At 58.5% G+C, this 13033-nt stretch carries 13 protein-coding genes; 6 read left to right on the top strand and 7 right to left on the bottom strand.

The window, feature by feature from the left end; translation table 11 throughout:
* Positions 1 to 23: 23 nt before the first annotated feature.
* From sutA to glnK, 3 genes are all read right to left on the bottom strand, one after another.
* Positions 24 to 350 (bottom strand): transcriptional regulator SutA, encoded by a 327-nt coding sequence (gene sutA, locus CJU81_RS07310; protein ID WP_095027614.1) that lies wholly within the window; start codon positions 348 to 350, stop codon positions 24 to 26.
* 481 nt (positions 351 to 831) lie between these two features.
* Positions 832 to 2169, bottom strand: a complete 1338-nt coding sequence (locus CJU81_RS07305) for an ammonium transporter (protein ID WP_095036081.1) — start codon at positions 2167 to 2169, stop codon at positions 832 to 834.
* A gap of 34 nt (positions 2170 to 2203) precedes the next feature.
* Positions 2204 to 2542, bottom strand: a complete 339-nt coding sequence (gene glnK / locus CJU81_RS07300; protein WP_002555808.1) for a P-II family nitrogen regulator — start codon at positions 2540 to 2542, stop codon at positions 2204 to 2206.
* 416 nt (positions 2543 to 2958) lie between these two features.
* On the opposite strand from glnK, the gene CJU81_RS07295 reads away from it, so the two are divergent.
* Complete coding sequence (locus CJU81_RS07295; protein ID WP_095036080.1) at positions 2959 to 3219, top strand: accessory factor UbiK family protein; 261 nt, start codon at positions 2959 to 2961, stop codon at positions 3217 to 3219.
* Between the two features lie 46 nt (positions 3220 to 3265).
* A complete protein-coding gene (locus CJU81_RS07290) occupies positions 3266 to 3694 on the top strand; it encodes a bleomycin resistance protein (protein ID WP_095036079.1) in 429 nt (142 codons plus the stop codon).
* 1 nt (position 3695) lies between these two features.
* Here the strand turns inward: CJU81_RS07290 and CJU81_RS07285 are convergent, their stop codons facing one another.
* Positions 3696 to 4001 (bottom strand): HigA family addiction module antitoxin, encoded by a 306-nt coding sequence (locus tag CJU81_RS07285; RefSeq protein WP_095036078.1) that lies wholly within the window; start codon positions 3999 to 4001, stop codon positions 3696 to 3698.
* A 7-nt stretch (positions 4002 to 4008) separates the two neighbouring features.
* A complete protein-coding gene (locus tag CJU81_RS07280) occupies positions 4009 to 4287 on the bottom strand; it encodes a type II toxin-antitoxin system RelE/ParE family toxin (protein ID WP_095036077.1) in 279 nt (92 codons plus the stop codon).
* Between the two features lie 175 nt (positions 4288 to 4462).
* Between CJU81_RS07280 and CJU81_RS07275 the strand changes: the two genes are divergently transcribed.
* The gene (locus tag CJU81_RS07275) at positions 4463 to 5956 is read left to right on the top strand and encodes a YifB family Mg chelatase-like AAA ATPase (protein ID WP_095036076.1); all 1494 of its coding nucleotides are present in this window, start codon (positions 4463 to 4465) and stop codon (positions 5954 to 5956) included.
* Between the two features lie 9 nt (positions 5957 to 5965).
* On the opposite strand, the gene CJU81_RS07270 is transcribed toward CJU81_RS07275, so the two are convergent.
* Positions 5966 to 6886, bottom strand: a complete 921-nt coding sequence (locus CJU81_RS07270) for a LysR substrate-binding domain-containing protein (RefSeq protein WP_095036075.1) — start codon at positions 6884 to 6886, stop codon at positions 5966 to 5968.
* A 152-nt stretch (positions 6887 to 7038) separates the two neighbouring features.
* Here CJU81_RS07270 and CJU81_RS07265 point away from each other — a divergent pair, with 152 nt between their 5' ends.
* The gene (locus CJU81_RS07265; RefSeq protein WP_095036074.1) at positions 7039 to 8445 is read left to right on the top strand and encodes a NorM family multidrug efflux MATE transporter; all 1407 of its coding nucleotides are present in this window, start codon (positions 7039 to 7041) and stop codon (positions 8443 to 8445) included.
* Positions 8446 to 8447: 2 nt separating this feature from the next.
* On the opposite strand, the gene CJU81_RS07260 is transcribed toward CJU81_RS07265, so the two are convergent.
* Positions 8448 to 10115: a putative bifunctional diguanylate cyclase/phosphodiesterase gene (locus tag CJU81_RS07260; protein ID WP_095036073.1), complete on the bottom strand. Its 1668-nt coding sequence runs from the start codon at positions 10113 to 10115 to the stop codon at positions 8448 to 8450.
* Between the two features lie 261 nt (positions 10116 to 10376).
* Here CJU81_RS07260 and rep point away from each other — a divergent pair, with 261 nt between their 5' ends.
* Together rep and CJU81_RS07250 are read left to right on the top strand one after the other, a co-directional pair.
* Positions 10377 to 12386 (top strand): DNA helicase Rep, encoded by a 2010-nt coding sequence (gene rep / locus CJU81_RS07255; RefSeq protein ID WP_095027627.1) that lies wholly within the window; start codon positions 10377 to 10379, stop codon positions 12384 to 12386.
* 56 nt (positions 12387 to 12442) lie between these two features.
* Entirely contained in the window at positions 12443 to 13015 is a 573-nt protein-coding gene (locus tag CJU81_RS07250; RefSeq protein ID WP_016782674.1) for a xanthine phosphoribosyltransferase, read from the top strand.
* Positions 13016 to 13033 lie beyond the last annotated feature (18 nt).

Raw genomic sequence — 13033 nt, 5'->3', positions numbered from 1 at the left:
TTCTTCAAGCAAACAACCTGACCTTAGATAGGACGGCTGCCGTACTTGTTGTCAGGCTTCTTGGGTGGGTCTGCCACCACGTTAGCCTCAACTTCCTGCACCTTGCCACCTTTGGACAAAAACTCTTCCATGGCGCGGGCCAGAGCATCACGCTCTTTATTCTTGGCTTCTACGCTCGGCAGGTCGTCGACCGAGACAGCAGCCTTTGATTTGCCCTTGGCCGCAGGGGCCGGCACATCATCACCACCGTCGTCGTCTGCAACGTCTTCGGCGGCCGTTTCCAGGCCCTCCTCGGTATCGTCGTCTTCGCCTACTTCGAGGTCATCATTTTCCAGATCGTCGTCGCTCATGTTCTACCCCATGACATACGTAAAGCAGATTAGTTATAGACCAGCTGTGGCGACTGTCTACCACCGCTGGTGAAAAAGTAGCCTTGGGCAAACCGCGGCTTACGCCTCTTTACCGTTGTGAGGTAAAGAGGGCTTGGCGCACACCACTACAAACATGGCCTGCGCCTGAATAAACACCTTGCCAGGCGCCCGCTGCCAGATATTGCGCAGCACGGATCACGGGCCTTGAAAGCGTCGGGAGATCATCCTCGCCTTCGTCGTACTCGAGCTTTGTGTCTAGCCCTCGGCGCGCATTCTAGCGTGCTGAAGAAAAAAGCAAAGCGGCTAATAGTCGAGTTGTGTCACAAGCACGTGTCACATAAACAAGCGTAGAACTCATTCACCCTTTTAACCTGTAAGGCAAATCATTTCGGCGCCGCGAATATGGCTTTATTACCGACAAAAAAAAACCCGGCACGCCGGGTTTTTTATCAGTGGAACCTTACAGGTTGTAACCACGCTCGTTGTGCTGAGCCAGGTCCAGGCCTACGGCCTCTTCCTCTTCAGCCACACGCAGACCCATCACAGCATCCAGTACCTTGAGGATGATGAAGGTCACAATAGCGGTGTAAACCACAGTGAAGGCCACGCCTTTGAACTGGATCCAGACTTGCGCTGCAATGTCGGTCACGGTGCCGAAGCCGCCCAGTGCCGGGGCTGCAAACACGCCGGTGAGGATTGCGCCGACGATACCGCCGATACCGTGCACACCGAACGCATCCAGCGAGTCATCGTAGCCCAGCTTGCGCTTGAGGCTGGTGGCGCAGAAGAAGCAGATCACGCCAGCCGACAAGCCGATCACCACCGAACCCATCGGGCCAACAGTGCCCGCAGCCGGAGTGATTGCCACCAGGCCTGCTACCACGCCCGAGGCGATGCCCAGTGCGCTTGGCTTGCCGTGGGTGATCCATTCGGCAAACATCCAGCCCAGGGCTGCGGCTGCGGTGGCGATTTGAGTCACCAGCATAGCCATGCCGGCAGTGCCGTTGGCAGCAGCAGCGGAGCCTGCGTTAAAACCGAACCAGCCGATCCACAGCATGGCCGCGCCCACCAGGGTATAACCCAGGTTGTGTGGGGCCATCGGGGTGCTTGGGTAGCCTTTACGCTTGCCGAGCACGATGCATGCTACCAGGCCTGCGATACCGGCGTTGATATGCACCACGGTGCCGCCCGCGAAGTCGAGTACGCCCCAGTCCCACAACAGGCCGCCGTTGCCGCTCCACACCATGTGCGCAATCGGCGCATACACCAGGGTGAACCACACGCCCATGAAGATCAGCATGGCCGAGAACTTCATGCGCTCGGCGAATGCGCCGACGATCAGTGCCGGGGTGATGATGGCGAAGGTCATCTGGAAGGTGATGAACACGGCTTCCGGGAACAGCGCGGTGGATGAGGTCAGGCTTTCAGGCGTGACACCGGCCAGGAAGGCTTTGCCGAACCCGCCGATAAACGAATTGAAGTTGGTGACGCCTTGCTCCATGCCCGTGGTGTCGAACGTGATGCTGTAGCCATAGATGACCCACAGGATGCTGATCAGACCGGTAATGGCGAAGCACTGCATCATCACGGAAAGAATGTTTTTGGAGCGCACCATGCCGCCGTAGAACAGCGCCAGGCCGGGAATGGTCATAAACAGCACCAGGGCTGTAGCAGTCAGCATCCAGGCGGTGTCGCCGGAGTTGAGGACTGGAGCAGCCGCTCCGTCTGCCGCCATGGCCAGGCCAGGCATTACGACAGACAGCAGGGCTCCGAGCCCTGCGAATTTACGCAGAGTCATAGTGTTTTCTCCTGGGGCGTTGGGTTTTGGCGGCTTAGATTGCGTCGGTATCGGTTTCGCCGGTACGGATGCGAATAGCCTGTTCCAGATTGACCACGAAAATCTTGCCGTCACCAATCTTGCCGGTGTTGGCAGCCTTGGTTATCGCCTCGATAACCCGATCAAGATCCTTGTCGTCAATGGCGACATCAATCTTCACCTTTGGCAGAAAATCGACCACGTATTCCGCGCCGCGATACAGCTCGGTATGGCCCTTCTGCCGGCCGAAGCCTTTGACCTCAGTAACGGTAATGCCTTGTACGCCGATCTCAGACAGCGACTCGCGCACGTCATCCAACTTGAACGGCTTGATAATGGCGGTGACTAGCTTCATGAAACTTCTCCCGAATTGGTGGACTTGCCCCAGGAAAACAAACCCGGCTCAAGTCTAAGCGCAGTGTCTGGCTTTGTAACGCATCGTCAGCCTTCTTCAGGCTGTACAACGTGTGTAAATCGCTGGTGACGAAAACACTCCCTGAACCACCTGCCGCACTGCCTTCGTCACAGCTACTGCATCAGTGCATGAGTCATGTTGGTCTTAGCAGAAACCTTGCCATGTCTGGAAAAATCAATAATTACAGCGATTTAGAGGACGTTGATGGCTTTTTGCCTGATTTCTCGGAGTATTTGTGCCCGAAAATGGTGCGCAACTTGCTGGAGTGGTGCGCGAAAAATGTGCAGAAAGCCCCCGGCAATGGGCCCCGACACCCCGTGATACACTCGCCACCATCAGTTTTAAGGACCTTATCCATGCTCGCGCCCAAAGATTTTCTCGATGCCCTTGGCGGCCACGCTTCCCGCTTGCTCAGTGGCGAAACCGCGCTACCGCGCAATGAAATCGAAAGCCAGTTCAAAGCCTTGCTGCAAAGCGGTTTCAGCAAGCTTGATCTGGTAAGCCGTGAAGAGTTCGACAGCCAGATGGTGGTTTTGGCCCGCACCCGTGCTCGCCTCGAAAGCCTGGAGGCCAAAGTGGCCGAAATGGAAGCAAGGCTTTTGCCGCCGAGCGAATAACGCTCAAAGGCGGTGCATGCGCCTGTCTTAACAAGGATGTTTTTATATGCTGGTGATGAACCCGCTGGTGCCCGAGATGATCGTCTCGGACCTTTCGCGCAGTTTGTACTTTTACTGTGAAGTGCTTGGTTTCAGAGTCGAATACCAACGGCCCGAGGATCTGTTTGCATTTTTGTCGTTTCATGGCAGCCAGCTGATGCTGGAGCAGGACGACCTCGAAGAGTCCTCCTGGCGAGTCGGGCCGCTGGAGCAGCCGTTTGGTCGCGGCATGAACCTGTCGATCAAATGCCCGGATGCCCGGGGGCTGATCGAGCGCCTGGAGGCCGCAGGCCATACCCTGCGCAAACCCCTGGAAGAACGCTGGTACCGCAGCAACGACGTGCTGTTTGGCGAGCGCAACTTTTTGGTGCTCGACCCCGATGGCTACTTGTTACGCTTTGCCGAGGATCTGGGGACCAAAGCGCTGGGGGAGTGATTCAGGCGCAGTGGTGAATCGGCTGCACCTGTTCGCGAATCGCTGCACCACGGTCGGTTTCTGCCTTGCGCAGGTCGTAAGTGGTTTGCAGGTTCAACCAGAACTCTGGAGTGGTCGCCAGGCAAATAGACAGGCGCAGTGCCATATCTGCACTCACGCCACGGCGCTGCAGTACGATATCGTTGACCGTTGGCGTAGACACCCGCAGTGCCCTGGCCAAAGCAGCGGATGAGAGGCTCAGGGGCTCAAGGTATTCTTCCTTGAGAATTTCACCCGGATGAACCGGGCGCATGCCGTTCTTGATCATCATGACCTCAATGGTAATCGACGATTTCTACTGCTTCAGGACCTTTTGTCCCCCAGATAAAGCAGATTCGCCATTGTGCGTTGATACGGATGCTGTGCTGGCCTTTGCGTGCTCCGCCGAGCGCCTCAAGGCGGTTGCCAGGGGGTGACGCCAAATCTGTCAGCACGCTTGCAGCGTCCAGCATGGTTAATTTTCGTTCAATGACATTGAGAATGTCTGACCATAAGCGAGTCTTGCCGCTTCGATACAGACTTTCAGTCTTCTCGCACTTGAAGCTCACCATCATGATTAATGGATAACGTTATTAGTTAATAATAGGGGATTTGGGGATTTCTGCAACCGCACTCTGGCAGCTCGTACGCAGCGTTCCCATACCCATTCACATCCCGTATCCATTCCATGCCTATCCCCGGCTTCTAATTCAAGCACCATGGTTTTTTTGCGAACTCAAGGAATGAGTCATGGCTCTGGCGATTGTTTACAGCCGCGCTCAGGTGGGCGTCGAGGCACCTGCCGTTACAGTGGAGGCACATCTGGCCAATGGGCTACCGGCGTTGACACTGGTCGGCTTGCCCGAAACCGCAGTCAAGGAAAGTAAAGACCGGGTACGCAGCGCAATCATCAACTCCACGCTGGATTTCCCGGCCCGGCGTATCACCCTCAACCTCGCGCCCGCCGACCTGCCCAAGGACGGCGGGCGCTTTGATGTGGCCATTGCCCTGGGCATTTTGGCGGCCAGCGGGCAACTGCCGGCTGTGGCGCTGGAACACGTGGAGTGCCTGGGCGAACTGGCGCTATCGGGCGCTATCCGGCCAGTGCAGGGCATATTGCCAGCGGCCCTGGCAGCAAGGGCCGCAGGTCGGGCGCTGGTAGTGCCGCAGGCCAATGCCGAGGAAGCCTGCCTGGCCTGCGGGCTGACGGTGATTGCAGCTGAGCACTTGTTGCAGCTGGTGGCCCATTTCGCAGGTCGGGAGGTGATTGAGCCCTACATCCCCAGCGGCTTGCTGCATATAAGTAAACCCTATCCCGACCTGAGCGATGTCCAGGGCCAGCTTTCGGCCAAACGGGCACTGCTGGTCGCCGCTGCTGGCAGTCACAACGTGCTGTTTACCGGACCGCCTGGCACTGGCAAAACCTTGCTGGCCAGCCGCCTGCCCGGCTTGTTGCCACCCCTCAATGAACAAGAGGCGCTGGAAGTTGCCGCCATTCAGTCGGTGGCCAGCCATGTGCCGTTGAACAACTGGCCTCAGCGACCCTTTCGCCAGCCCCATCATTCGGCCTCGGGCCCGGCGCTGGTGGGCGGCGGTTCCAAGCCCAGGCCCGGTGAAATCACCCTGGCCCATCACGGCGTGTTGTTTCTGGATGAGCTCCCCGAGTTCGATCGCAAGGTTCTGGAAGTCTTGCGAGAGCCCATGGAGAGCGGCTTTATCGTGATTGCCCGGGCGAAAGATCGCATGCGTTTTCCGGCGCGTTTCCAGTTGGTCGCGGCGATGAACCCCTGCCCCTGTGGATATCTTGGCGAACCCACAGGCCGCTGCCGCTGTACCCCGGAGCAAATTCAGCGCTATCGCAACAAACTTTCCGGCCCGTTGCTCGATCGCATTGACCTGCACCTGACCGTGGCCCGCGAAACCACCTCCCTCAACCCGCCGCTTGCCTCAGGTGACACCACGGCCAATGCCGCCGGGCTTGTGGCCGTGGCACGTGAGCGCCAGCTGCAACGTCAGGGCTGCGCCAATGCCTTTCTCGATCTGCCCGGAGTGCGGGCCCAGTGCCGCTTGAGTGATGTGGATAACAGCTGGCTGGAGGCGGCTTGCGAGCGCATGACCTTGTCACTGCGAGCGGCACATCGACTGTTGAAAGTGGCAAGGACTCTGGCGGACCTGGAACAGGTGCAAAACATAGAGCGCAAGCATCTCGCGGAGGCGTTGCAGTATCGGCCGGTCAGTGGCTGATAAAGGCGGTCAGTGCAACTGTTCAACGGTTGGCAGCACCATTGCAGCGACTTCATGTTGCAAAAAGTCGCTGAGCCGGCGCAAACGCTCGCCCCCGGGGCGGGTCTTGGGCCAAACCAGATAGTAATTGTCGCCGCTGGCCACTGCGGTCGGGAAGGGCAAACTCAGGCGCCCCTGGGCAACGTCTTCGGCCACCATCAGCAAATCACCCATGGAAATGCCGTAACCCCGGGCGGCGGCAATCATGCCCAGCTCCAGGGTGTCGAAGACTTGCCCGCCCTTGAGTGACACTTGCCCGCCCAAGCCCATGCAGTCAAGCCAGCGGCGCCAATCGCGGCGGTCGGGCGTGGGGTGCAGCAACTCAGTAGTAGCCAGGCGCGTGACGTCCCAGGGTTTGTCGTCCTGAATGGCGGGCGCGCCGACCGGGATCAGCATCTCCGCAAACAACAGCGTCGCCTCCCAGTCAGGCGGAAAGTGGCCGTTGCTCAACAGCACGGCACAGTCAAACGGCTCGTGATTGAAATCCACATGGTCGATGTCCATCCAGGCACTGGTCAGTTGTACCTCGTTGCCGCTCTGCAAGTGGCGAAAGCGGCTCAGGCGGGCCAGTAACCAGCGCATGGTCAGGGTCGAGGGGGCTTTCATGCGCAAGATGTCATCTTCGGCGCGTAAGGTGGTGCAGGCGCGCTCCAGGGCGGCAAAACCTTCGCGCACTCCCGGCAGCAGCAGACGCGCAGCTTCGGTGAGTTGCAGGCTGCGCCCGCTGCGTTGAAACAACCGGCAGGCAAAATGCGCCTCAAGAGTTTTGATATGTCGGCTCACGGCGCTCTGGGTAATCGACAGTTCTTCGCCCGCCCGGGTGAATGAGCTATGGCGAGCTGCAGCTTCAAAGGCGCGCAGGGCATAAAGCGGAGGAAGGCTACGAGCCATTACGAATATTCCTATGGACCAACAGGTGAAGGCACAAAAACCAAGCCCAAGCATGAGTTTAAGTCATGCCAATGATCGTTTTTATCCCTTTGCTTAAAACACTCAACGCGCCGAGAATCAAGCCTTTCAATGCACCTATAGAAATTTCTACAATGATCAAACAGCATCCTGCACGTATCGAACTCTCGGCCATTATGCGGTTGGCCGGGCCGCTGATCGCCTCGCAGTTGGCTCACATGCTGATGGTGCTCACCGATACGCTGATGATGGCGCGCCTGAGCCCCGAGGCTCTGGCGGGCGGAAGCCTGGGGGCAGCCAGCTACTCGTTCGTGTCGATTTTCTGCATTGGCGTCATCGCTGCCGTGGGCACGCTGGTGTCGATTCGCCAGGGCGCAGGGGATATTGAAGGTGCGACCCGCCTGACACAGGCCGGGCTGTGGCTCGCCTGGGCGCTGGCATTGGGCGGCGCGGTGATGCTGTGGAATATCAAACCGCTGTTACTGCTGTTTGGCCAAACGCCCACCAACGTTGAGGCGGCTGGCCAGTTTCTGCTGCTGCTACCGTTTGCCCTGCCCGGCTATATGACTTTTATGGCCCTGCGCGGTTTCACCAGTGCAATGGGCCGGGCCACGCCGGTAATGGTGATCAGCCTGATCGGTACCGTGGCCAACTTTGTGCTCAATTACGCGCTGATTACCGGCATGTTCGGCCTGCCAAAACTGGGCTTGATGGGTATTGGCCTGGTGACCGCGATTGTGGCGACCTGCATGGCCCTGGGCCTGGCCTGGCATATTCATCGGCATCCGGCCTACAACGCGTACCCGATCAGCAAGGGCCTGTCGAAGATCAATCTGACTTACCTGCGGGAACTGTGGCGGCTCGGCCTGCCGATTGGCGGGACCTATGCCGTGGAAGTGGGTTTGTTTGCCTTCGCGGCACTGTGCATGGGCACCATGGGCAGCACGCAACTGGCGGCGCACCAGATCGCGCTGCAAATCGTATCGGTGGCGTTTATGGTGCCAGCGGGCATGTCATATGCCATCACCATGCGTATTGGTCAGCACTACGGCGGCGGCGACTTGCAGCGGGCGCGGCTGGCCGGCCGAGTAGGGATTGGCTGTGGCGCGGTGATCATGCTGGGGTTTTCCGCCGTGTTCTGGTTTATCCCGAGCCAGTTGATCGGCCTGTTCCTGGATTACAACGATCCGGCTTTCCGCCCGGTATTTGAACTGGCGGTGAGCCTGTTGGCCGTGGCGGCCTGGTTTGAGCTGTTTGATGGCGCGCAGACCATCGCCATGGGCGCCATTCGCGGGCTCAAGGATGCCAAGACTACCTTTCTGGTAGGGCTGTTCTGTTACTGGGTGATAGGTGCGCCAATGGCCTGGCTGCTGGCGTTCACGATCGGTTGGGGCCCGACTGGCGTGTGGTGGGGCCTGGCGCTGGGTCTGGCCTGCGCGTCGATCAGCCTGACCCTGGCTTTCGAGTGGAAGGTGCGGCGCATGCTCAAGCAGGAGCGCAAGGCGGCAAAAGTGGCAGCTGCTACAGAATTTTGCCTTTAGCTTTAGAGCGCAATTGGCACCTGCTGCCCGGCCCCGAATGTCAGGTAGTCCACCAGTTCTGCCAGCGGCAGCGGCTTGCTGATGAAATAGCCCTGCACCTGATCGCAGCCAAAATCACGCAAAAGAGCAAGCTGTTCCGGGGTTTCGACGCCTTCGGCCACCACTTCCAGTTTCAGGTTGTGGGCCAGGTTGATCATGGCGTGTACCAGTTTGCGGTTCTCTTCGCGGCTTTCCATGCCACCCACAAAGCTTTTGTCGATCTTGAGCAGCGTAATCGGCAGGCTGTTGAGGTGCACAAACGATGAAAAACCCGTACCGAAATCATCCAGTGAAAAACGTACGCCGAGCCGGCCCAGGGCATCCATGGTCTGTTTGACCAGATCACTGCGCCGCATCACGGCAGTCTCGGTCAGCTCGAACTCCAGCCACTGCGCTTCAACACCGCGCTCGCTGATCAGGCGGCTGAGGGTCGAAAGCAGCTGGCTGTCCTGAAACTGGCGAAACGACAGGTTGACCGCCATATGCAAAGGCTCAAGCCCGCGTTCGCGCAGCGCCTGCATATCCCGCAGTGCCCGGGAGATCACCCAGTATCCCAGCGGCACAATCAGACCGCTTTGCTCGGCCAAAGGCACGAACTCACTGGGGGCCAACAGACCGCGCTCGGCATGGCGCCAGCGCACCAGCGCTTCCAGCCCGACGATATGCCCCGTGGCCAGATCCAGACGCGGTTGGTAATGCAACTCCAGCTCGTCGCGACGCAGAGCACGGCGCAGCTCGCTTTCGAGATCGGCCAGGCTGCGGGCATTGCGATTGATGCGTTCGTTGAATACGTGGAAGGTGCAGCCCTGGATGCTTTTGGCCTGCTGCATGGCAATGTGTGCGTGCCACATCAGGGGGTCGGCCCCGGCGTTGGCACGTGCATGGGCGATGCCCAGGCTGCAGCCGATCAGCAGACTTTCGCCGTCGACCCAATAGGGCTCGGCCATCACCTCGGTGATGCGCTCGGCCATCCATTCAGCCCGTTCGGGCGCCCGATGGGTATTGATCAGCAGGGCGAATTCGTCGCTGCCCAGCCGTGCCAGCTGGTCGCCAGCTTCAAGCTGGCTTTTGAGGCGCGCCACCACTTGCAGGATCAGGCGGTCACCTGCCTGATGGCCCAGTGCGTCGTTGGCGTGCCGAAAGTTGTCCAGGTCCAGATGGCCCAGGGCAATGCCGCGGCCGTCATTTTCGGCCAGACGCACGGCCAGCAGGGTCTGAAAACCTTGCCGGTTGGCAATGCCGGTCAGCGGGTCTTGTTCGGCAAGGCGCTGCAACGTTTGCTCCAGCAGGCCGCGTTCGCGCACATGGCGCAGGCAGCGGCGCAAGACATCGCTTGTCAGGCTGGCGCCGACCAGCCAGTCGCTGACGCCCGCAGGGGTGCTCGCAGGTTCGCTGTCGAGCAGCAAAACCGTGGGCAAGCGGCAGCGGCCCGCTGAGGGCTGCAGGGCCGGGGTAGTCAGGAGCAGCGCATTTCGATCGTTTTCGAACAGATGGCTGACAGACTCCCAGCTCGGCGCGTCTATCAACGCGACCGCACTTCCCATTGGCGCCAGACACTCGCGCAACAACGCTGCCCAAGATGGCTCTTCGGCCAATAGCAGCAAACGCAAGGGTTCGACAGGCGTAGACAAGCTAGCTCCCTAGACTCTGCAAAAATTCGGGCGGTGGGCATTATGACGTGCCGGCAACCAATGGCAATGACACTGGTTATCAAATACTTGTTTGCTGCATTAACCCTACGGTAGCTGTAAATACTCTCTGCATCCTGCGCGAAAGTAACAAAAGCGGCAAATTTAGATGATGAGACATGTCACACCGTCGCACAGAGGCAGCAATATTCGCTCAGCCTGTTAAAATGCCCGCCCTTTTTACAAACGACCCCTGATCTCGTCATGTCCCGACTCAATCCCCGGCAGCAAGAAGCCGTGAGCTACGTCGGCGGCCCTCTATTGGTGCTCGCCGGCGCAGGCTCCGGCAAAACCAGCGTGATTACCCGCAAAATCGCGCACCTGATCCAGAACTGTGGCATCCGTGCCCAGTACATCGTCGCCATGACTTTCACCAACAAAGCCGCCCGCGAAATGAAAGAGCGTGTCGGTACCCTGCTTAAAAAGGGTGAAGGCCGCGGCTTGACGGTGTGCACGTTCCACAACCTGGGCCTCAACATCATCCGCAAGGAGCACGCGCGGCTGGGCTACAAGCCGGGCTTCTCGATCTTTGACGAGGCTGACGTCAAGGCGCTGATGACCGACATCATGCAAAAGGAATATTCGGGCGACGACGGGGTCGACGAAATCAAGAACATGATCGGTTCGTGGAAAAACGACCTGATCCTGCCGCCCCAGGCACTGGAAAACGCACGCAACCCCAAGGAACAGACGGCAGCCATCGTCTATACCCATTACCAGCGCACGCTCAAAGCCTACAACGCGGTGGACTTTGACGACCTGATCCTGCTGCCGGTGAAGCTGTTCGAAGAACACGCCGACATTCTGGAAAAATGGCAGAACAAGGTGCGCTACCTGTTGGTGGACGAGTATCAGGACACCAACGCCAGCCAGTACCTGCTGGTCAAATACCTGATCGGCAAGCGCAACCAGTTCACTGTGGTAGGTGACGATGACCAGTCGATCTACGCCTGGCGCGGCGCGCGGCCGGAAAACCTGATGCTGCTCAAGGACGATTATCCGTCCTTGAAAGTCGTGATGCTGGAGCAAAACTATCGCTCCACCAGCCGCATCCTGCGCTGCGCCAATATCCTGATCGCCAACAACCCCCACGAGTTCGAGAAGCAACTGTGGAGCGAGATGGGCCACGGCGATGAAGTGCGGGTGATTCGCTGCCGCAACGAAGACGCCGAAGCCGAGCGCGTTGCCGTCGAAATCCTCACCTTGCACCTGCGCACCGACCGGCCTTACAGCGACTTTGCGATTCTGTATCGCGGTAACTACCAGGCCAAATTGATCGAATTGAAGCTGCAGCACCATCAGATCCCGTACCGTTTGTCGGGCGGTAACAGCTTCTTCGGGCGTCAGGAAGTCAAAGACCTGATGGCCTACTTCCGCCTGATCGTGAACCCGGATGACGACAACGCCTTCCTGCGCGTGATCAACGTCCCGCGTCGCGAGATCGGTTCGACTACCCTGGAAAAGCTCGGCAACTACGCTACCGAGCGCAAAATCTCGATGTATGCCGCCACCGATGAAATCGGCCTGGGCGAGCATCTGGATGCCCGTTTTACCGATCGTCTGGTGCGCTTCAAACGTTTCATGGACCGCGTGCGCGAACACTGCTCGGGCGAAGACCCGATAGCAGCGCTGCGCAGCATGATCATGGACATTGACTACGAAAACTGGCTGCGCACCAACAGTTCCAGCGACAAGGCGGCGGACTACCGCATGTCCAACGTCTGGTTTTTGGTCGAGGCGTTGAAAAACACCCTCGAAAAAGACGAAGACGGCGCCATGACCATCGAGGAAGCCATCGGCAAGCTGGTACTGCGCGACATGCTTGAGCGTCAGCAGGAAGAGGAAGACGGTGCCGAAGGCGTGCAGATGATGACCTTGCACGCCTCCAAAGGCCTGGAATTCCCCTATGTGTTCATCATGGGTATGGAAGAAGAGATCCTGCCGCACCGCTCCAGCATTGAAGCAGACACCATTGAAGAAGAACGCCGTCTGGCCTACGTGGGCATTACCCGTGCCCGTGAGACGTTGGCGTTCACCTTTGCCGCCAAGCGCAAGCAGTACGGCGAGATCATTGATTGTGCGCCAAGCCGCTTCCTCGATGAGTTGCCACCGGACGATCTGGCCTGGGAAGGCAACGACGATACCCCTACCGAAGTTAAAGCGGTTCGCGGAAATACGGCATTGGCCGATATACGCGCCATGCTAAAACGCTAAAATCGACTATTTTTCACTCTACCTTCAGCGCATAAGCGCTATTTGAGGACGTTACGTTGGAAGCACTGCACAAGAAAATTCGCGAAGAAGGCATCGTGCTTTCCGATCAGGTTTTGAAGGTCGATGCCTTTTTGAACCATCAGATCGACCCTCAGCTGATGAAAGAAATCGGCGATGAGTTCGCGCGTTTGTTCAAGGATTCGGGCATCACCAAGATCGTCACTATCGAAGCATCGGGCATCGCCCCTGCCGTGATGACTGGCTTGAACTTGGGTGTACCTGTGATTTTTGCGCGTAAGCACCAGTCCCTGACCCTGACAGAAAACCTGCTGTCGGCCACGGTGTATTCGTTCACCAAGCAGACCGAAAGCACCGTTGCGATCTCCCCGCGTCACCTGCAAAGCAGCGACCGCGTTCTGGTGATTGATGACTTCCTGGCCAACGGCAAGGCTTCGCAAGCGCTGATCTCGATCATCAAGCAAGCTGGCGCGACCGTGGCCGGTTTGGGCATCGTGATCGAGAAGTCGTTCCAGGGCGGCCGTGCCGAACTGGATGCCCAGGGCTACCGCGTTGAATCCCTGGCCCGGGTTAAATCCCTGGCGGGCGGTAAAGTGACCTTTATCGAGTAATACCTCGACCACCCTGAC

It is taken from the genome of Pseudomonas fragi (genome assembly GCF_002269505.1).
Taxonomy (GTDB): domain Bacteria; phylum Pseudomonadota; class Gammaproteobacteria; order Pseudomonadales; family Pseudomonadaceae; genus Aquipseudomonas; species Aquipseudomonas fragi_D.
The sequence above is the reverse complement of the archived record's forward strand: the minus strand, read 5'-3'. Positions and strand labels throughout refer to the sequence as shown.